The organism is Streptomyces sp. NBC_00873, assembly GCF_045207415.1.
Taxonomy (GTDB): Bacteria; Actinomycetota; Actinomycetes; order Streptomycetales; family Streptomycetaceae; genus Streptomyces.
Map to the genome: position 1 here is coordinate 920,681 of NZ_CP108803.1, position 18,609 is coordinate 939,289.

18 protein-coding genes and 1 riboswitch are annotated in these 18,609 nt (G+C 67.9%); of the genes, 8 read left to right on the top strand and 10 right to left on the bottom strand.

The features are described 5' to 3' along the window. Positions 1–45: 45 nt before the first annotated feature. The 5 genes from OH809_RS04360 to OH809_RS04380 all read right to left on the bottom strand — a co-directional run bounded on the left by OH809_RS04360 (position 46) and on the right by OH809_RS04380 (position 5,536). Positions 46–1,059, bottom strand: coding sequence for an aliphatic sulfonate ABC transporter substrate-binding protein (locus OH809_RS04360; RefSeq protein WP_406423817.1), 1,014 nt, complete (start codon positions 1,057–1,059; stop codon positions 46–48). Further along, positions 1,056–1,838, bottom strand: a complete 783-nt coding sequence (locus OH809_RS04365; RefSeq protein ID WP_406423815.1) for an ABC transporter ATP-binding protein — start codon at positions 1,836–1,838, stop codon at positions 1,056–1,058. The genes OH809_RS04360 and OH809_RS04365 overlap by 4 nt, the downstream gene beginning before the upstream one ends. Before the next feature lie 4 nt (positions 1,839–1,842). Beyond that, entirely contained in the window at positions 1,843–2,670 is an 828-nt protein-coding gene (locus OH809_RS04370) for an ABC transporter permease (protein WP_406423813.1), read from the bottom strand. 59 nt (positions 2,671–2,729) lie between these two features. Then, on the bottom strand, positions 2,730–4,217 hold the full coding sequence (locus OH809_RS04375) for a sulfatase-like hydrolase/transferase (RefSeq protein WP_406423811.1): 1,488 nt from the start codon (positions 4,215–4,217) through the stop codon (positions 2,730–2,732). A 176-nt stretch (positions 4,218–4,393) separates the two neighbouring features. Then, complete coding sequence (locus OH809_RS04380) at positions 4,394–5,536, bottom strand: ROK family transcriptional regulator (RefSeq protein ID WP_406423809.1); 1,143 nt, start codon at positions 5,534–5,536, stop codon at positions 4,394–4,396. Between the two features lie 495 nt (positions 5,537–6,031). Between OH809_RS04380 and OH809_RS04385 the strand changes: the two genes are divergently transcribed. Together OH809_RS04385 and OH809_RS04390 are read left to right on the top strand one after the other, a co-directional pair. Then, positions 6,032–8,239, top strand: coding sequence for a DUF4838 domain-containing protein (locus OH809_RS04385; protein WP_406423807.1), 2,208 nt, complete (start codon positions 6,032–6,034; stop codon positions 8,237–8,239). Further along, positions 8,215–8,403 carry a hypothetical protein gene (locus tag OH809_RS04390; protein WP_406423805.1) on the top strand — a complete coding sequence of 63 codons (189 nt, stop codon included), beginning with the start codon at positions 8,215–8,217 and terminating at the stop codon, positions 8,401–8,403. The genes OH809_RS04385 and OH809_RS04390 overlap by 25 nt, the downstream gene beginning before the upstream one ends. Positions 8,404–8,575: 172 nt before the next feature. Here the strand turns inward: OH809_RS04390 and OH809_RS04395 are convergent, their stop codons facing one another. Further along, on the bottom strand, positions 8,576–10,702 hold the full coding sequence (locus tag OH809_RS04395) for an alpha-L-fucosidase (protein ID WP_406423803.1): 2,127 nt from the start codon (positions 10,700–10,702) through the stop codon (positions 8,576–8,578). Positions 10,703–11,499: 797 nt separating this feature from the next. Continuing rightward, positions 11,500–11,637, bottom strand: coding sequence for a hypothetical protein (locus OH809_RS04400; RefSeq protein WP_406423802.1), 138 nt, complete (start codon positions 11,635–11,637; stop codon positions 11,500–11,502). Positions 11,638–11,734: 97 nt separating this feature from the next. Between OH809_RS04400 and OH809_RS04405 the strand changes: the two genes are divergently transcribed. Further along, positions 11,735–12,484 carry a restriction endonuclease gene (locus OH809_RS04405; protein ID WP_406423800.1) on the top strand — a complete coding sequence of 250 codons (750 nt, stop codon included), beginning with the start codon at positions 11,735–11,737 and terminating at the stop codon, positions 12,482–12,484. Between the two features lie 187 nt (positions 12,485–12,671). Here OH809_RS04405 and OH809_RS04410 read toward each other — a convergent pair whose 3' ends face one another. Continuing rightward, positions 12,672–13,637 carry a pirin family protein gene (locus OH809_RS04410; protein WP_406423798.1) on the bottom strand — a complete coding sequence of 322 codons (966 nt, stop codon included), beginning with the start codon at positions 13,635–13,637 and terminating at the stop codon, positions 12,672–12,674. Positions 13,638–13,802: 165 nt separating this feature from the next. Here OH809_RS04410 and OH809_RS04415 point away from each other — a divergent pair, with 165 nt between their 5' ends. Then, entirely contained in the window at positions 13,803–14,159 is a 357-nt protein-coding gene (locus OH809_RS04415; protein ID WP_393310120.1) for a tetratricopeptide repeat protein, read from the top strand. Between the two features lie 429 nt (positions 14,160–14,588). Further along, positions 14,589–15,152, top strand: coding sequence for a GNAT family N-acetyltransferase (locus OH809_RS04420; RefSeq protein WP_406423796.1), 564 nt, complete (start codon positions 14,589–14,591; stop codon positions 15,150–15,152). 67 nt (positions 15,153–15,219) lie between these two features. Here the strand turns inward: OH809_RS04420 and OH809_RS04425 are convergent, their stop codons facing one another. Both OH809_RS04425 and OH809_RS04430 read right to left on the bottom strand, forming a co-directional pair. Further along, complete coding sequence (locus OH809_RS04425) at positions 15,220–15,993, bottom strand: CbtA family protein (protein ID WP_406423794.1); 774 nt, start codon at positions 15,991–15,993, stop codon at positions 15,220–15,222. Positions 15,994–16,021: 28 nt separating this feature from the next. Next, positions 16,022–16,240, bottom strand: coding sequence for a CbtB-domain containing protein (locus tag OH809_RS04430; RefSeq protein ID WP_406423792.1), 219 nt, complete (start codon positions 16,238–16,240; stop codon positions 16,022–16,024). Between the two features lie 3 nt (positions 16,241–16,243). After that, positions 16,244–16,392, bottom strand: a riboswitch (adenosylcobalamin (AdoCbl) riboswitch). 325 nt (positions 16,393–16,717) lie between these two features. Between OH809_RS04430 and OH809_RS04435 the strand changes: the two genes are divergently transcribed. The 3 genes from OH809_RS04435 (at position 16,718) to OH809_RS04445 (ending at position 18,530) form a co-directional block, all read left to right on the top strand. Further along, a complete protein-coding gene (locus OH809_RS04435) occupies positions 16,718–17,296 on the top strand; it encodes a histidine phosphatase family protein (RefSeq protein ID WP_406423790.1) in 579 nt (192 codons plus the stop codon). Between the two features lie 364 nt (positions 17,297–17,660). Beyond that, positions 17,661–18,155 (top strand): Asp23/Gls24 family envelope stress response protein, encoded by a 495-nt coding sequence (locus OH809_RS04440; RefSeq protein WP_406423788.1) that lies wholly within the window; start codon positions 17,661–17,663, stop codon positions 18,153–18,155. A 219-nt stretch (positions 18,156–18,374) separates the two neighbouring features. Next, on the top strand, positions 18,375–18,530 hold the full coding sequence (locus tag OH809_RS04445) for a hypothetical protein (RefSeq protein WP_406423786.1): 156 nt from the start codon (positions 18,375–18,377) through the stop codon (positions 18,528–18,530). Positions 18,531–18,609 lie beyond the last annotated feature (79 nt).

Genomic DNA, 18,609 nt, shown 5'->3' on the forward strand with positions numbered 1-18,609 from the left:
ACGTGGCGGCGTTGGGTGGGCCGGCGTGGGGGGCCGCCGGGAAGGTCACTGCTGCGGACTGCCTGCCGCCTTGTAGAGGTCGCCCAGGTAGTAGTCCTTCGCGTCGGAGGGCGACTTGAGCTTGCCCATGCTCGTGTAGACGCCGATCAGGCCGTTGAACCAGCCGTCGACGGTGCCGTTGGCGGTCAGGTCGGTCAGCTGCTTGGAGGAGAGCAGCTTCACGTACTTGGTGGAGCCGGCGAGCTGGTCGGCGGGCAGCTTTAGGAAGTCAGCGGTGACCTTCTCGGACTCCTCCGGGTGGGCGGCGATCCAGTCGTCCGCCTGCCGCAGCACGGAGGTGACCTTGCGGACCAGCGTCGGGTTCTTGTCGGGCAGGTCGGGCTGGGTCACGAAGACGTTGGGGAAGGTCAGCTTGGGGTAGTAGTCCTCGGTGCGGCTGATCTCGGTCAGGTCGGGCACCCGCTTCTTGATGGTGTCGATGAGCGGGTACCAGATAGCCGCCGCGTCGACCTGGCCGGAAGAGAAGGCCGTGACGATGGTGCTCGGGTCCATGGTGACCCGGGTGATGTCGGACGGCTTCAGTCCGGCCTGGCCGAGCGCCAGGTTGAGAATCATGTCGCCGGAGGTGCCCTCGGCCACGGCGATCTTCTTGCCCTTGAGGTCGGCGGGCTTGGTGATGCCGGTGCCAGGGCGGGCGATGACGCGGTCGGCCTGGCCGAGCATGTTGACTGCGACGATCTTGGCTTTGCCGGAGGCCGGGAGCCACAGGGCGCCGGGGCCGAGGTAGCCGAATTCGAGGTCGCCGGCGCCGAGCGCCTGGACCTGCAGCGGGCCGTTGGTGAACACCTTGAGGTCGGGACTCAGTCCTGCCTTCTGCCACAGGCCTTGCTTGGCAGCGACGGCCAGGGCGGCCGAGCCGCTGTAGTCCGCGATGTAGCCGAAGGTGACCGAGGTGGTCTGGCCGGAGGACGAGGAGGGCGTGGAGCTGCAGCCGGCTGCAGATGCGACGAGGACGACAACGGTGGCGGCGGCCCACAGGCCGGCGGTCCTGCGCTTCATGAGGGGGTTCCTTCGAGCATGGTCGGCTGGTGGTAGACGGCGTTCCAGACCTGCCGCCGCAGGCTGGCGAACTCGGCGGACAGGCGCATCTCCTCAGTGCGGGGATACGGCAGGTCGACGGGGATGATCCGGTGGATGCGCCCAGGGCGGGCGGCCATGACCACGACTCGGCCGGCGAGGTAGACCGCCTCGTCGACGTCGTGGGTGATGAACATGACCGTGCGGCGGTCCCGGCTCCAGGTCTCCAGCAGCGAATCCTGCATGCGGACCCGGGTGAGGGCGTCCAGTGCGCCGAAAGGCTCATCCATGAGGAGGACCTTGGGATCCACGGCGTACGCCCGGGCGATGGCGCACCGCTGCTTCATGCCGCCGGACAGGGTCTTGGGCAGGGCGTCGGCGAAGTCGCCCAGGCCGACCATGTCGATCATCCGCCGGGCCGTGGCCCGCCGTTCGGGCCGGCCGACGCCGGCGACCTTCAGGCCGAACTCGACGTTCTCCGTGACGGTCATCCATGGGAAGAGCGCGTATTGCTGGAAGATGACGCCCCGCTCCGGGCTGGGTCCGCGTACCTCTTCGTCATCAACCGCGACCGAGCCGCCAGTGGCATCCAGCAGGCCGGCCGCGATGTTGAGCATGGTGCTCTTGCCGCAGCCCGAGGGGCCGACGACGGTGACGAACTCGCCGTCCTCGATGGTGAGGCTCACGTTGTCCAGGGCGAGGAAGCCGCCACCCTTGGTGCCGAAGCCGCGGCAGACCTCGCGGAACTCGATGGAGGGCATGGTGCTATCTCCTTTCCTGCCACCCGGTCAGCCGGCGTTCGGCAAGGAGGAGCAGCCGGTCCATGACCAGACCGACGGCGCCGATGACGATCAGCTGGACGAACATCGTGGGCAGGTCGTAGTACAGCTGGGCCTGCTGCATCCGGAAGCCGAGCCCGCCCTGGGCGGCGATCAGTTCGGCGGCGACGACGGTGGCCCAGGCGGCGCCCAGGCCGATCCGCATGCCGACCAGGATGAACGGGGTGGAGGCGGGAACCACCACGCCGAGGAACACCCGGCTGTCCTTGGCGCCGAGCACTCGGGCGGCATTCACCAGTGTGGGGTCCACCGACACCACGCCCTGGAAGGTCGACACCACCGAGGAGAGAAAGGCGGCCAGGAAGATGACGAAGATCTTCGGAGTCTCGCCGATGCCCATGAGCACGATGGCCAGCGGGATGACCGCCAGGGGTGGGACCATCCGGAAGAACTGCAGCCAGGGCTCGATCAGTCGGCGGACGATCGGGTACCAGCCCATGGCGAAGCCGACTGGCACGGCCAGGGCCACGCCGATGACGTAGCCGGTGAGGACGCGCCTGAGACTGGCGCCGAGGTCGTCGAGGAGGATGCCGTCGCGGATCAGCTCCCAGCCGCGGCTCAGCACCGACAGCGGGCCCGGGAAACCCTGGATGCCGCTGTGGGCGAGGACGATCCATACCAGTAGCCCGAGCGCCGCGGAGCACAGGGAGAGCAGGAAACCACGGAGGTTGAGACCTTGGGGCAGCCGTCTGGCCGGATTGCGTGCGCGGCCACCCGTGGACGGGGCGGGGTCGAGGGCCTCGCCGGTCGTCATGGGGGCGTTTTCCAAGGGGGCTGTACGCCGGGTTGTCCCGGCGGATGTGGCGTGCTGTTTCATGCCACCTCATCCGCCACTCCGTCGACGTCCGGCGCACGGCCGCCGCCGATGTCGGACATGTAGCTCATCCACGTGTAGGCGGGGTCACCCCGGCGCAGGAGCTCCTGGTACAGACGGGCCGTCAGTTCTCGCCGGACGGCGGCGTACGCGGGTGCTTCGTGGACGTTGTGGAGTTCGTGCGGGTCCGCTTCGAGGTCGTAGAGCTCGTTGACGCTGTCAGGGTTGTACACCAGCTTGTGGTGGCGGTCGCGGATCATCCGCTGTGAGTAGGGGAAGTGGTGGCCGTGGAACTCGGTGACCACCTGCTCGCGGGTGCCGTCGGCCGGTTCGCCGGCCAGTACCGGCAGCAGGCTCGCCCCGTCGCAGGGTTCCAGTGCGGGCAGACCGGCCAGCCCCAGGAGGGTGGGGTTGAGGTCGATGAGAGTGGCGAAGTCGTCGCGGACCTGCGGTGGGCAGCCGGGGACGCGCACGATTCCCGGGATGCGGTAGATGTCCTCGTACATCGCGGGGCCCTTGTCGTTGAGCCGGTGGGAGCCGGTGAACTCGCCGTGGTCGGCGGTGAAGACGACGGTGGTGTCCTCCCACAGGCCACGGGCCTTCAGCGCGTCCAGGAGGCGGGCGACCTGGTGGTCGATGAGGGTCACATAACCCCAGTAGACGGCGATCAGCTTGCGCCAGGTGTCGGCGTCGAAGCCGTCCGCCGACCAGTACGCGGAGTAGTGGCGCTGCACGTCGGGCTTACCGGCGAAGGTTTCGGCCATGGAGGCCGGCAGCGGCACCGATGCCGGGTCGTACATGTCGTAGTACTCGTCCGGGATGAGGTAGGGCAGGTGCGGACCGAACCAGTGGCAGGACAGCATGAACGGCTTGCCACCGGTGTGCCAGGCGTCGGCGTAGCGGTCCAGTAGCTCGAGGGTCTTGTCGGTGAGGTAGGTCTCGACGGTGGCCTCGGGCGGCTGCTGGAGGCGGCCGGCGATCAGGTGACCGCGGCCGGTGCCGTTCGTCGCCGAGCCGAACACCGCGTCCTTGACTGCGAAGCGGGGGTGGCCCTTGGCGTCCAGCCATGCCTCGTAGGAGGGATGACGGAAGGGGTTGAGCGCCCCGGGAAGGTGTTCGCCGTCCATGGCGTAGTACTCGGGACCACGGGCGCGGCCGATGTGCCACTTGCCCACGTGGCCCATGTTGTAGCCGGCCGCCAGCAGCGGCTGGGAGAGCACCGGCGAGCCGTCCTCGACTTCGTCGCGTCCGCCGCCGTTGCGCTCGGGATTCACCAGCAGGCCGTGGCGGAAGGGGTGCTGCCCGGTGAAGAGTGAGGCGCGGGCCGGGGTGCAGATGGCGGTCGGGGTGTAGAAACTGTCGAACCGGGTGCCCTCAGCTGCAAGGGAGTCGAGCGCGGGGGTGCTGATGGTGGTGTTGCCATAGCAGCCCAAGGTGTCGACCCGGTGCTGATCGGTCATCAGGAACAGGAGATTTCGAGGTGACACAGGCAGACGACCTTCCGATCGGACCCTGGGAGAGGAGCGAGTGGGGACAGCGTCAGGCCGGGCCACAGGAGGAGGTGGCGGCCAGCTCTCGACAGCGCTTTTTTTCCTGGATCGGATCATATTTACGGGGGCTCTGGTCCACAAGGGGGCGGCGGCCGGTAATCGCCGACCGCCCCTCACCCCCTCGTCGGCTCCTCCCGAAGCAGTAGCGCCACCGCCCCGAGAGCCGCCGCATTGACTCCCAGATCCGCCTGCACAACATCCACCCGCCCCGCGGCACGCGGCAGGGTCAGCCGGTCGATCGCCTGGCGGATCGGGTCCAGGACCAGCGACCCCAGCTGCGCCAACTCCCCTCCCACCACGATCCGTGAGGGGTCCAGCTGCGCCGCAGTCCCGGCCAGTACCCAGCCCAGCCGGTCGGCAGCGGTGGAGACCACCCGGATTGCCGTCGGGGAAAGGTTCCGCACGGCGGCGACCAGGGCGTCCAGGTCGGCAAGGACAAGACCCCCTCGGGCGCACTGCTCCAGCAGTGCCGCGCCCCCGGCGACTCCTTCGAGGCAGCCCCGGCCGCCGCAGTGGCAGGGCTTCCCACCCGGATCAACGCTCAGATGGCCGATCTCACTGGCACGCCCGTGCGCCCCGGTCACGGCTTGACCGCCGACCACCAAACCGCTGCCGATTCCCGTGGACCAGCGCACATACACAAGATCCTCCACCGAGCGTCCCGCGCCCCAGGTGGCCTCTGCCAGGGCCGCGGCGCGGGAGTTGTTGCCCAGCACCACCGGCACACCGAACTCCTCGGCGATGCGCGTCCGCAGCGCTTCGATCTCCTTGGGCTTCCACTCGACACCGACGATTCCGACGAGGCCCGCGCCGATCGCGGTCAGCGTCGACGGGTCGACCGCCGCCTCACCGGCCGCTCGCCGCAGCAGCTCCGCCGCCGCCGGGGCCACTATGTCGGCGCGCACCGCGGAAGGCAGGTCGTGCATGCCGCTGGCCACCACCTCGTGGGAGGTGTTGACGATGACCAGGCGCATCCGGCTGCGGCCGATGTCGAACCCCGCGTACAGGCCGGCGGAAGGATTGAGCACGACCCGGGTCGCCGGCCGGCCGCGGCCGCGGCCAGCGGTGTCGTCGGCGCTCTGCTCGACCAGGACACCACTTTCGAGCAGTCCGGCGACGATGCTGAACAGCGTGGTCTTGGGCAGGCCGGTGCACCGGCTCAGCTCGGCGCGGCTGAGCGCCCCCGATCGGCGCAGTTCGGCGAGAACCAGATCGTCGTAGGCCGCCCTGTTGCGGCGGGCAGGAGTAGCAGTCACCGCAGCATGATGCGCCCTAGTTCGTTATTTGGGCAAAGTTCGGAAGAAGTCGCCTCGGTCGTGGCCTGGGTCTCCCAGCGCAGCAAGTTGCGCTTCCGCGGCGGTGGACGGGATCAGGTGATCACACTCCGTCCGTGCTGGCCAACACCCGTGCGGCGACCATTGATACAGGGTCGCCATGCGTCCGGGGGGCAGGGCGACGGCCGGGCACAGAGACCACGACTGGACGAAGCGGACCCGCTGCAACCGTTCGGAACGGGTTCTGGCGTAGGCCTCTTGCGGCCTTGCCTCGCCCTCAATACGATCCGCTTTCGGAATAACTTCTGAACCTGTTCCGGTCACCGCCTCGCCGCCCACTCCGCAGGCCCCCCACCGCCCGGCGCTCGTACGAGCCTCCGTTGCGGCCGGTGAACATCGCACGTCGCCCGCACAAGGCGTCGGCCAGCGGTGTACCCCCCACATCCATGACACCCGATGCACATTCCAGGAGGCGCCATGCACCACCTCAAGCGTCGATCGTTCCTTGCAGGCGCGGCCGGAGCCGTCGCCGCGACAACCATCGGGGCGCCGGCCCAGGCGGCGGAGGACAGCGGGTCCGAACCCGCGTTCGCGCTCACCCACAATGGCCTTGGCAAGGCGACGGTGCTGTGGTGGGGCGGCGCCACCGCACAGTTCGCGGCCGCTGAACTGGCCGACTACGTACAGCGGATGAGCGGTACCCGCCTCCAGATCCTGCACGCACAGCCCGAACAGCCGCGGACGGCCACCTCCGGAGTGCTCGTGCTGCCCGGAAGCCGACGCCAGGCGACCACCATCCCGCCCGTGTGGCTGGCCAAGGCCGACACGCAGCTGCGCGATCAAGTGACGGACAGCTACCTGATCAGGGCCACCCCGCTCGGCGTGCTGCTGAGCGGGGTGGGCGACCGCGGCGTGGTGTACGCGACATACGCGCTGCTGGAGCAGCTCGGAGTCGGCTTTTTCGCGCCGCAGTTCAGCTACTACCAGGGTGCCGCCGAGACCGTACCGCAGACCGGCGACATCACGGTCCGCCCCCAGACCAGCCTGGTCACTCCACCCTGGCCGGTGCGGCGCAAGGCGATCGAGGAGGGCTGGAGCATCAGCCAGGCCGGCCTCACCGCGCTGATCGACTGGATGGGCAAGCAGCGGCTCAACATCCTGGTCTTTCCGTACGACTACTACGGGGCCGGAGTCAGCCGCTACGAGGACTTCGCCGCAGGGATGGCACCGGAACTCGCGAAGCGCGGCATCACCGTGGAAGTCGGCGGCCACGGGTACGACGCATTTCTCCGCCGGGCCGACTACCCGCAGTACTACACCCCCGGCGTCAACGTCTTCAACGTGCACGACGAGGCGGCGGTGACCCAGTACGTCGCCAACGTTGTCGCCTATCTGCGGGCCCACCCCGAGATCGCCGTCTTCGACTGCTGGCCGCCGGACGGGGCGTCGTGGCCGAAGGCGACCCTCACCAAGTTCGGCACCGCCACCAACGCCGAAGTCCACGTGGTGAACAACCTCGTTGCCGCCCTTGCCGACGCCGGACTCCACGTCCAGGTCGAACGCATCGCGTACGGCCCTGGCCTGGACACGCCCACGGCCGGGTACACGTTCGACCCGAACGTGCTCATCGACTTCGCCGCCTACGGACGCACGTACACCGTCCCGTTCGGCGATCCGTCCTCGTCCGTCAACGCCCACCATCTGGAGGTGCTGCGCCGCTGGCGCGCGGCCCACCCGGGTACCCTGGCGATCTACGACTACTCGCGCCGCTACCGCTGGCGCGAACTCGGCAATCCGATCAGTGTCCTCGCCCAGGACGCTGAGGTGTACCGCAGCGTCGGCGTCAACGGCCTCGGCATGTACTCGGAACCGGCGAACTGGCTGCAGTTCGAGGCGATCCATCTGTTCGGCGCCCGCAGCGCCTGGGATCCGACGCTGACCTATAACGACTTCACGAGCAGCTACCTGCCCGCGCGGTTCGGGCCTGCGGCGCAGGAGATGGCCGACTACCTTCTGCGCACCGCAGACGACCCGGACATCCTCAACGCGCCGGGCCAAGGCGTGGCGTTGCGGACCAAATACGAGGCCGCCGCGGCCCATGTCGCCGCGGCGCGTGCGAAGATCGCCGGGACCAGCGCCGCCGCGCTCGTCGTCGACCGCCTGGCCTGGGGCTGCGAACTCGCCCTGTCCGACATCGACATCACCCGGTACACCCAGGCGGGCGACCAGGTCGGCAAACAGCAGGCGATGGCCCGCTACCGCGAGCTGACCCAGCGGCACCGCTTCAACGGCATCCAGATCGAATCGCTCTACACCACCCCACGCTATGGCCAACAGGTCACCCGGGCGCAGATCGCCAAGCAGTACCGCTCCCCGGCGTGGGGTTACCTGCCGCAGATCCAGTTCACCGTGCGGCAGGGTGGTTCCGTCGATGTGACGATCACGGCCCAGGACGTCGACTTCCAGGGGCACGACGTGGACTGGACACTCATCACGCCCCAGGGACTCACCGCCGAGCGCACCCAGGGCCGTCTGCGAGCCACGGGCCCGCTCGAGGCTTCGGAAACGGTCCGCCTGAGCGCCGGGACCGACGTCGCACCCGGGAACTACACCGTCAGCGTCGCTTTTGCCGCCGCCGGCGATGAACTGACGTCGGCTCAGTGCACCATCAACGTGTCCCGGTAGAGACGGTTCCAGCTGGCCGGGCGGCCAGATCCCGGCCTGGCCGACGCGAGAAACCGTCATGGGTCCATCTCATGGCCAAGCGGAAGCGGAAGACCTTGGTCATCTGCCGACGCTGCCATGAAGACATCCCTGCCGGACGGCCCACTGCGGTCTCTCGGAAGTGATCACTGGAGAGCGGGATGCTGGGCTCGAGGTAAACCGCGCTGAACAGGACCTGCCCGGCAGGCACCTCACAGCGCGGCCCACCCTGTTCGCGTGCGACCGGATGAGACGCCTGTGCCTTTCACGCTGTCACTGAAGGGCCGCTCCATGCCGGAGCGGCCCTTCCTTGGCACATCACTCGCCGAAGACCTGGACCTCCGGGAGGGTTAGCCAGTTCGTGCCTCTGAGTTGTATGCGTACGTACCTTCCAGAGTGTGCGACCGGGACTGCGGTGGGCCTGCCGGCCACCTGGATCTGGTGGGACGACCAGACCCCGGGCTGGTTCAGCGTCTCGTCCAAGGACGTGCTCGTGAACGGCTCGTCAGATACGAGCACGTAGTAGTCGCTGAGCCGGTCAGTGAACCCGTCGGTGCGGTTCCAGATGTCGATCTCGTAGATCTGGTAGCTCTTCCCGAGGTCGACTTGCCACCAGGCGTTCTGGTCGTAGCCAGTGTGCGAGCTCGATCCCGCGAAGTAGCCGCCATCGGTGTTCCCGTCGACCGCGCGGTCGGGGGTGCCGCCAAAGTCCGTGCTCGATTGTGTTGTGGCCTTACCCGCCGCGACGTTCGGCGGCGCGACCTTGAAGGGCATGCCGCCAATCATCGGCCGCCCGCCGAACAAGGTGCTCAACGTCACCTTGTAGTTGCCGTACGGCATGTCTGGCGCTGTTGTGAGAGTGGTTTTGAAGGTTGCCGATTCGTCGAGGTTCAGCTTGGAGAGCGCGAACGACGACGGCTGGGCGCTGATCCCATCCGGTGTGGAGATCGTGACCTTACCGGCTCCTGCGTCCTCGCCGCCGACGTTGGTGACCGTCACGGTGGCGGAAACGCTCTGCCCGCGGGTTGGCGTGGTCGAGCTGTCCAAGCTGGCACGGACGTACGACATTCCCGGTGTTGTGATCTTGAAGGTGTAGGCGTATTTGCTGTGTGTCGCGGATGGTCCCTCGACAGGGGTGTCGATGATGATGCGGCTGTCTTCCTTGTGCCAGGACAGCGACTTACTGCCGGCGGTGCCCAGCAGATGCACCTGAGTGCCATCCATGGTGGGGACCAGGTTCGCGTCGAGGTTGAGCGTGGCGCCAGGCCAGTCGAAGGCGGTCACGTAAAAGGCGTTCTGCTTTACGGTGAGCCGTACCGGCACGTTCGCCGAGCTGTCCTGGTGGTTGGTCCAGTACGTCGCTCCATAGATCGCCTCTCCGTTGGTCCGCAGCCACTCACCTACTCCTCGTAACACGGCGACCTGGTGGTCTGGGATCGTCCCGTCCGGCTTGGGCGCGATGTCGATGAGCAGGTTCCCGTTCTTGCTGACGACGTCGGTCAGCTCCTCGATGACGGTCTCTGCCGTGTAGTTCTTGTAAGGGTGGTCCATGTAGAACCACGAGTTGATGACGTCGCAGGTCTCCCACTTAGCTTTCAGGATATTGCTTGGCACGTATTGCTCTGGCGTGACGAAGTCGTGGACGGGTGCGCCAGACCGGTCATTGACGACTGCTTCTGGATCTTTGTTGTACAGGTGGGCGATCACGGGAAGGCTGTCGTTGGGTCCACCGATGTCACACCACAGGACTTGCGGGGCGTACCGGTCGATGAGCTCGATCATCTGTGGTTTCTGGAAGTCCTTGACGTGGTTGTCGACCGGAATGTAGCCGGTGTAAGGGATCTCCTTACCTGTATAGGGGTTGTGCGGCGGCCCACCGGCGAATACGCCCCCCCAGCGATAGGACGGGTTGTACCACTCGGGCATCGAGTAGTAGAGCCCCCGGCGCAGGTCTGGAGCGTACTCCTTGGCCGCGTCGATGAGCTCGCCCACGAGGTCGCGGTGTGGCGGCTGCGCGACCGAATCGCGGTCGGTGTACTGGCTGGGGAAGAGTGCGTACCCGTCGTGATGCTTGGCGGTGAGGACAAAGTACTTCGCCCCGGCTTCCTCGAAAAGTTCGACCCACTTCTTCGGGTCGTAGTTCGCCGCGGTGAACATCGGGAAGAAGTCGTCGTAGTTGAAGTTCTCCCCGTACTTCTGCCTGTGGTAGTTCCATGTCGAGCTACCACGCTGGTTCATCGACCACATGTACCAGTCGTCCTGCGCGGGCACCGCGGTCGGACCCCAATGGATGAAGATGCCGAACTTGGCGTCCCGGTACCACTCGGGCAGCGGATGCGTCGAGAGCGACTCGACGGTGGGTTCGTAGTCGCCGCTTAGCGCCGAGGCGTTCGCTGAATCTGTCGACCTCTGCGCTGTGGCGAATGCCGGCTCGGCTGCGATCACCGCCGCGAGCGAACTCAACCCACTAGCAACCAGGAAACTTCGCCTATCCATGATTCCCTCCTGAAGTGAAGCGCAGTGCGCGTACGGGAGCCGTCAAAGCCCATCGGAAGAGCAGAAGACCCCAGACCGCCGTATGTTGGCGTGTTGAAGTGCAGGAACGCGGGCTGCATTCTGCTGCTGCCCCGCTTTACGCCGCCCTGCGATCATCGCCACTCCCACGTGCACCAACAGCCATCTCGGTCTGACGCTCCGCCTCGCCCCGATGCACCGCCAGCGTTCCCTATATGATTTCGAGATTGATCTTGGGAAGTCAAGGGGGTCGACATTCCCCTCTTCCCGGCATGGCCGGACCGGCTCGTGGCGAGCGGAGGTGAGGTCCAGCCCCAGTCGCGGTGCAGCCCGTAGTGTCCGGTCTAGGGGAAGCACGGCCGCGGCTCGAGATTTCCCAGCTCAAGAGCCCGGGTGTCGACAGACGTCGGGAGGGCTGTTCTGAAGGCTGGGCGTGCAGCGGGCGAATTGGTCGCCTTTCTCGTGCCGCAGACCTTGACGACGGCGCGGCAATGACGCAGCGTCGCGCTACAAAAAACCTATTGGATCGAGACAGGAGTCGTGATGGAGCAGTTTCGCAGAACCTTCGTCCCGGGCGCTGTCGCTGTCATGGTCCTGGCAGCCGGCGTGGCGGGATGCACCATGAAGAATTCGGGTGAACCGGCTGGCCGGGACGCCGACCCCGCACAGAGGTCGGGACACGGGGCAGCGGAGTAATTGTCAAAGACTTGTGGGTCGGTTGAGGTTGTTCATGCTGCGGCGGCCTCGGGGCGATCGACGAGTTGACCGTTCTCGAAGCGGGCGCCAGCGCGGACGAGGGCGGCCAGGTGTGGTGCGGTGATCGCGCGCCGGCGGGCCTGTGCGGACTCGGCGAGCTTGAACACCATCGCGAGGGCGCTGGCACGTTGGCTGGCAGGGTGGGAGGATCCTCCCACCCTGCCAGCCAACGTGCCAGCGCCCTTTACGATCCGTCGGCCGCGTGGCGTGGCTGAGTACGGGGCGGCGGCCCTGGTCGCCGCCGCAGCGGTCTCCTTGGTGGTGCGGCTGCTCGTGTGGGTGGGCGAGGTGCTCGTACGGTGGTGGCCCGTCGTGGCCGTGCTCGCCCTGCTTGGGGGTGGGCTGATCGGCACCGTCATCGACTGGATCACCGTGGACCTGTGGGGCGCGGTCACCGAGCACCCCTGGTGGACCGCGCTCGTCGTGCTCGGCTCGCTCACCGCACTGCTGCTCCTCGCCCGGCTCGCCGGCGCCGTCCTCGACCTTCTCACCACACGCGCCGTCGCAGTCAGCGTGGATGCGACACCCATCGAGCCGGAGCCGGCCCTGCTCACCTACTGGATGAAGCAGCTCGAAGCCATGAGCCCGACCGGGTTCGAGCACGCCTGCGCCAAACTCCTCGCCCGGGAGGGGTTCCTCCATACCCGGCGAGTGGGCGGCTCAGGCGACCTCGGCGCCGACGTCATCGCCAGCGACCCCGACGGCCTCACCATCATGGTCCAGTGCAAGCAGCTCAGCCGACCCGTCAACTCACCGGCGATGCAGCAGTTCAACGGCACAGCCCGTCCGGAGCACGGCGCCGACCACGCCGTCATTGTCGGGCTCAACGGATTCACCCAGCCCGCAATCGACTTCGCCGCCCGCCACCGTCTCATCACCATAGGCCGCGAGGACCTCAAGAGATGGGCACACGGCACCCACCTCTACGACATCATCCACGCCCTCACCGCCCCGTAGCCCCGGCGCCGGGCCGCAAACCGGTCGGCCCACCACCCCGGCGTCAACCCGATTCGTGATGCAGGAGGAGCACCCTGCACGTCCACGCAGGGGGCACGAGAGAGGTGGCGCGCCTCATTCCGCATGCCGAGAACGGGACCGATTTGTAAGACTCGACAATTCGCCGCCCCCTGCACATCACCCCAGGTCAGCGCACACGCCCCCGGGGCTTGAGGGGCACAGGCGGGAGTTCGGGAGCGGGCAGCCGATCCCCGTCGTAGCCCTCCACTTGACCAAAGCGAGTGCTTGCCATCCAGTCCAGGCGGGCCTGTGCGACATCCTCGTGGGACCGCCCGATGAAGTTCCACCACATGACGATCTCCTCCTCGAAGGGCTCGCCCCCGAGGAGCATCAGACCCGCGTCGGAGTCGGCGCGCAGCGGGAGTTCGGTGCGGCCGCAGCCGAGGTAGAGCATCGATCCGGGCAGCAGGGGAACGCCGTCGACCTCCGACTCGCCGGACATTGACAGCACGGCGTACTCGAAGTCCGGATCGAGCGGCAGGCGCGCCTCGGCGCCACGGGTCAGGGCGATGTCGGCGCCGACGATCGGGGTGTAGGCGGTGCCGGGCGAGGTGGCACCGTCCAGCTCGCCAAGGATCACCGTGGCGGTGAGGCCGGGGGCGGTGACGGTCGGCAGGTCGGTGTGATGCTGGAAGTGCGGCTCGACCTGGCGGTGAGCGTCGGGCAGCGCAACCCAGAGCTGAGCGCCGTGCAGAAATCGAGCGTGCGGCTTCGGGCTCTCCTCGGAGTGGCTGATGGCCCTGCCGGAGGTCATCAGTCCCAGTTCGCGCGGGCGGATCGTCTGCAGGCTCCCCAGGCTGTCGCGGTGAAGCACCTCGCCGTCGTGGAGCCAGCTGACCGTCTGCAGGCCCATGTGAGGGTGGGGCGGTACCTGCATCCCGGGTTCGTCGGCGATGTCGTCGGGGCCGTAGTGATCGACGAAGGCCCAGGCTCCGACCATCCGGCGGCCGAGGTTGGGCAGCAGCCTGCGAACCTCGGTGGACTCACCGAGCTGGACGTGACGCGGGGCGAGGAGTTCACGCACCGGCTCGGCGACGACAAAGCCCCGGCCGCCGCAGACGGAGAGTGCGGCCTGGCGATCGAGATTGCTCATGGCGCTCAACCTATTCCTGTGCAGGCGCGGGCGGTCGGTACCCACGCGAAAAGTTTGATGGAATGTTCAACCATAATGAGGTGTTGTGCAGGCTGAAAGCGGGCCGCGCGAACGACTGGATGCATGGCCCGACGGATCTCCCAAGGCCGCGACCGAGGAGGGCAAGTGAACGACACCTATTACGAGTTCGGCACGGCAGCCGATCGCTGGGACCGCGCCCGGATGTTCTTCGAAGCCAAGGAGTACCTGACCGCGGCCCGGATCCTGGGCGGACTGGTCGAGGAAGCGCCGGAGCAGGTCGCGCCGCGGCTGCTGCTGGCCCGCGCTTACTACCACTCGGCGCGGCTCGGCAAGGCCGAGACGGAGCTGCGGGCGGTGCTGCAGCGCGACCCGGTGGAGCACTATGCGCGGCTGATGCTCGGCCGCACCCTGGAGCGGCAGGGCCGGCAGGAGGAGGCTACGCCTCATCTGCGGATGGCGGCGGCGATGTCCGGAGACTTCGGGGAGGACGTGAGCAGCTGAGACGGCGGGCTTCGAGACGGACACTGTCCGACGGGGAAGCCCCGCCCTCCTTCCCGGCCGCTGTGGGTGCAAGGCTGTGGGCCCGGTCAGCGTACGCATGCCGACCGGGCCCACAGCTGCGGCAGGACCGTGCCCACGTGCGTCGGCCTGGGAGGTGCCGCCTGCGTCGGCCGCGGCCGCGGCCGCGGTACGTCGCCCCGCGGTGGGCGTCGTCGAGAAGGGCGCACCGACACGGCGGCCATGTCCCGCTCATGAATGGGTTCGCTGTACGCCTGCGGGTAGGCGAGGCGGACCCTGCGCTCCGCACGGATCGGACCGGCTCACTCCACGTATCAGCGTTACCCAGCCCCGCTACCCACTCCTTCAGGCAGCAAAAAATCCGATAATTCCGGTGCACCGAAGCTCGCCGTCGTGATAGTCCGTCGAGTCATGGGAGATCTTGTGACACCTCGACTCGTACTCCACCCGTTGAGTCCCGCCGAGGCGGAGAACATAGTGGCCCGCCGTCCGGGGCCGGGTGCCCTATGGGCACCGGAGTACCCGACCGACGGCGACGCGGCCGGGGCCGGGCATTTCTTGGAGCACTGCGCCGACACCGGCAACCCCCAGCCGTTCGGCGCCTACGAGATCCGCCTCCGCCAGGACGGACACGCCATAGGCGGAGTGGGCTTTCACGGCGCTCCGAACCCGGAGGGGCAGGTGACGATCGGCTACGGCCTGACCCCTGCGGCGCGCGGCAAGGGGTACGCCTCCGAGGCGCTGCGGGCGCTGCTGGAGTTCGCCCGCGACGAGGGCATCGCCGCCGTGAACGGCGATGCCGACCTCGACAACATCGCGTCCCAGCACGTCATGGTGGCGGCAGGCATGCGCTTCGTCAGGGCGGACGACCGGGTGAAGCACTTCCTGATCGACTGGTCGGAGGCGTCGGAGGCGTCGGACACAACGGATGCGACGTACGTGGCTGAAGCGACCGACGCGACGGACGCCGCATAAGACGCAGAACCCGCCGGGATGCCCCGGCGGGTTCTGCCGTCATACGGCCGACGAGTCGGCCGGCGCCTCAGCTCGCAGCGGCTGCGGCGTGGGACGTGGTACCGCCCCCGGCCGTCACCGGGCCGGTCTTCGGCACCAGCAGCCGCTCGGTCAGATAGCCGAAGACCAGACCGAAAGTGGTCCACAGCGCGGCCTGAACGGCGAGGGTGGCGAGGCGGAACTCCCACAGCAGACTGGCCGGGAAGTCCTTGCCGACCTCATTGAACGAGGGCAGGAAGGCGTAGGCCAGCCCGATGACGAGCACATAGGCCGCGGACGCGGCAATGGACGCGTTCCAGTTGCCCAGACGGGGAGCCAGCCGCTTGCCGAAGATGACGGCAGCGACGGCCAACAGCACGCTGAGGGCGACCATCAGGAAGAACAGGGCGGTGCGTTGGCCGATCGTGTCGGGATTTCCGACAGCCGGCGGATTGGCCGGGTATTTGAGGAACGGCACGACATACACGGTCAGCAGGGCGCCGAACGCGATCAATGCGGCCGTGGCCCTCGGGCCGAACCTGCCGATGCGGCCGAGGGCGTAGCAGAAGACCAGCGCAGCGATGCCGCCGATCGCCACACCGAAGACCAGGACACCGGTGGCAAGACCCGCGGTGGACTGCATGGTGCGGCTGACGAGTTCCTCGCCGCCGCCGTGGTCGTGGCTGTGAGCCTCTTCGAGCGCGATCGCCGCGTCCACCCGGGATTCACCGAGGAAGTAGGCGACGGCAAGAGCGAGCGCGCCCGCGGCAAGTCCGGCCAGCATGCCGCGGACGAGCAGCGCTCTGACAGATATGGAGTTCATGAGCGGTTCCCCTGAGGTGCGCAGCGTGTCAGTGGCAGGGGAAACCGAGCAGGTGGCGACCGTCGTGAACCCACTCGTGGACACCTTCGCCGGAGATGACAGCGGTGGCACCCTGCTCGGCGCCGACGAAGTACAGGAGGACGAGCATGAAGATGCCGAAGAAGACCGCCCACGGGGCAATGGCCTTCAGCGAGATGGGGGTGATGGCGGGTGTGGCGACGGTTGCGGGGGCAGCAGTCTGTGCCATGGCAGAACCTCCTGAGGGAACACGCGTCCCGATCGTGGTGCCTGAGACGACAGTGCCGGGTCTGACTTCCCGCAGGGGTACGGGTTCACAGTGGCGCGACCGTGCCGGATTCTCACCGGACTTCCGTCACACCGTCGTCATGTTCGTCGCGACCATACCGCCTGCGGGCACGCGCCGCCATGGCGCCATCTGGAGGGCCGGGGGCCCGGATGCCATGGTGTGCTTGGACCGACCGGCAATTGGGGGGTGGGTGAAGGAGCGGGGCTGGGGTGCGTGCATCGCAAGGCCGAGGATTGAGCCATGGCGAATGGGGCCTCCCCTGCTCGAGCGAAGCCGAGAGCTCGGGGAACATGGTGATCGACGACAACACCGCGAGGTGCGTGCCCCAGCCCCGCGACGCCGCCCCCCAATTGCCGGCCGGTCTTACCCGAAAGGCCACAGTTCAGGGAGTTGACACCGGTGTTGACGGCACAAGTGATGTTGATCTCACCGGCGCTCAATGCGGCGCTGCGTGAAGCCCGTTTCGACGGCGACGCCCCGCTCGACGCGTCCGGTGTCCGGCGGGCGCGTGCGGCCGCTGCCGCGGTGCCTGCCGCCGATCGCCGGGTGCGCGGAGCGGACGAGCGGTGCGCCGGGACCGCCGAGGCGCTGGGGCTGCTGTCCGAGACCGAACCAGCCCTGTGCGGCTGGGACTTGGGGCGCTGGAGCGGGCAGCGACTGGCGGAGGTGAGCGAGGCCGAGCCGGAGGCGGTCTCGGTCTGGCTGTCCGGCCCTTCGGCGGCACCGCACGGCGGTGAGTCGCTGCTGGACCTGTGTGCGCGGGTAGGTGGCTGGCTTGACTCGTTGCATCGGGACGGCGCCGGGGACGGCCGCGTGATCGCCGTGGTCGAACCCGCGGTGGTGCGCGCCGCGATCGTGCATGCGCTGGGCCTTCCGCCGCAGGCTTTCTGGCGGTTGGACGTCGCCCCGTTGACACTGACAGAGCTCAGCGGCCGGTCCGGCCGCTGGAACCTGCGCTGTGGGCAGTCCCTGAGCACCGGAACCGACGCCCCGTAACCCGGCGTCGGCCTCCACCGCCGGACCGGCCCGCCCCGCCGGTGACGTCAGGTGACAGCATCCCCGACGACCGGTCGGTCTGCACCTTCCCTCCATGCCGGCACCGTTCGGCCTGCCCCACGACAGGGAGTGGGCTCCCTACCGCGGGGAGGCAGTTAAGGCGAGCGCCCGCGGCCGGACCCCCGCAACGCCGCCATTTACGCGACACCGGGACCAGGGAGGACGAGAAGGGGGCAGCCTACCCACGGCGGCGCCCGCCCGTGGGTCCGCCCACGTACCCCTACCGCTCGAGCAATGTCGACAAATGGTACGTAGACTGGCCAAGGCTTTCGAATCCACCTTCTCTCCGGAAGGGCGACCGACCATGACCGATCAAACGCAGGTGAATCGGCCCGATACCGCCCGCCCGCAATCCGAGGCCACGCACGGAGCAGGACCGCATGGCGGAAACCGCCGAACGGAACCTGGGTCGCGGGGCCGAACCACGATCGCCGACGGCGTGGTGGCGAAGATCGCCGGGCTGGCCGCCCGGGGCGTGCCCGGAGTCCAGGGCATGGGAGGGGGATTCGCCCGCGGTATGGGGGCCGTGCGGGAGAGGGTGCCCGGAGCGGGAAGTCAGTCCGTCACCAGCGGTGTCAAGGTCGAGGTCGGCGAGGTCCAGACGGCGGTCGACCTGTCGATCATCGTCGAATACGGATACTCGATCGTCGAGCTCACGGGCGACGTCCGGACCGAGGTGATCGCCGCCATCGAGCGGATGACCGGTCTGGAGGTCGTGGAGGTCAACATCTTGGTGAGCGACGTGAAGCTTCCCGACGAGGAAGAGGAACAGCAGGTGCCGGAGAGGCGGGTCGCGTAGCGGTTCGCCGGACCGGATCGCGCCTGGTCGAGGTCCACCGGCCGTGACGTCGGCCTGAAACCCCGGCTGTCTCACGAGGTCCGCCGAGCTGTCCGGGACCCCAGCCCGCCACCGCCCTGCGGTCCTGGACGGCAGTACGAGCAACAGCAGTCGTCTGCCACGCGGAGATACGCCGTCCGGCGCATACTCGAAGGTGGCCTTGAAGGATTGGGGGACGCAATGATCGTCCTCGGAGTCATTCTGCTCGTGATCGGCATGGTGGCCGGGATTTCCATCTTGTGGACCATCGGCGTCGCCCTCGTGCTGATCGGTGCGGTCCTCTGGATTCTCGGTGCTGTCGGCCGCGGGCTCGGTGGGCGGCGCCACTACTGGTGAGAACCGGAAAACGCATCGCCCCGTGAGCTCACCGGCACGTCGAAGACGTAGTTGCAGCGTGCGCCTGCGCGGGACGACG

What these genes read in the sequence shown, in the direction of transcription:
- OH809_RS04360 (WP_406423817.1), bottom strand. Translation starts at nt 1,059, where the DNA reads ATGAAGCGCAGGACCGCCGGCCTGTGGGCCGCCGCCACCGTTGTCGTC.
- OH809_RS04365 (WP_406423815.1), bottom strand. Translation starts at nt 1,838, where the DNA reads ATGCCCTCCATCGAGTTCCGCGAGGTCTGCCGCGGCTTCGGCACCAAG.
- OH809_RS04370 (WP_406423813.1), bottom strand. Translation starts at nt 2,670, where the DNA reads ATGACGACCGGCGAGGCCCTCGACCCCGCCCCGTCCACGGGTGGCCGC.
- OH809_RS04385 (WP_406423807.1), top strand. Translation starts at nt 6,032, where the DNA reads ATGCACCACCTCAAGCGTCGATCGTTCCTTGCAGGCGCGGCCGGAGCC.
- OH809_RS04400 (WP_406423802.1), bottom strand. Translation starts at nt 11,637, where the DNA reads ATGGTGTTCAAGCTCGCCGAGTCCGCACAGGCCCGCCGGCGCGCGATC.
- OH809_RS04410 (WP_406423798.1), bottom strand. Translation starts at nt 13,637, where the DNA reads ATGAGCAATCTCGATCGCCAGGCCGCACTCTCCGTCTGCGGCGGCCGG.
- OH809_RS04420 (WP_406423796.1), top strand. Translation starts at nt 14,589, where the DNA reads ATGGGAGATCTTGTGACACCTCGACTCGTACTCCACCCGTTGAGTCCC.
- OH809_RS04425 (WP_406423794.1), bottom strand. Translation starts at nt 15,993, where the DNA reads ATGAACTCCATATCTGTCAGAGCGCTGCTCGTCCGCGGCATGCTGGCC.
- OH809_RS04430 (WP_406423792.1), bottom strand. Translation starts at nt 16,240, where the DNA reads ATGGCACAGACTGCTGCCCCCGCAACCGTCGCCACACCCGCCATCACC.
- OH809_RS04435 (WP_406423790.1), top strand. Translation starts at nt 16,718, where the DNA reads ATGTTGATCTCACCGGCGCTCAATGCGGCGCTGCGTGAAGCCCGTTTC.
- OH809_RS04440 (WP_406423788.1), top strand. Translation starts at nt 17,661, where the DNA reads ATGACCGATCAAACGCAGGTGAATCGGCCCGATACCGCCCGCCCGCAA.
- OH809_RS04445 (WP_406423786.1), top strand. Translation starts at nt 18,375, where the DNA reads ATGATCGTCCTCGGAGTCATTCTGCTCGTGATCGGCATGGTGGCCGGG.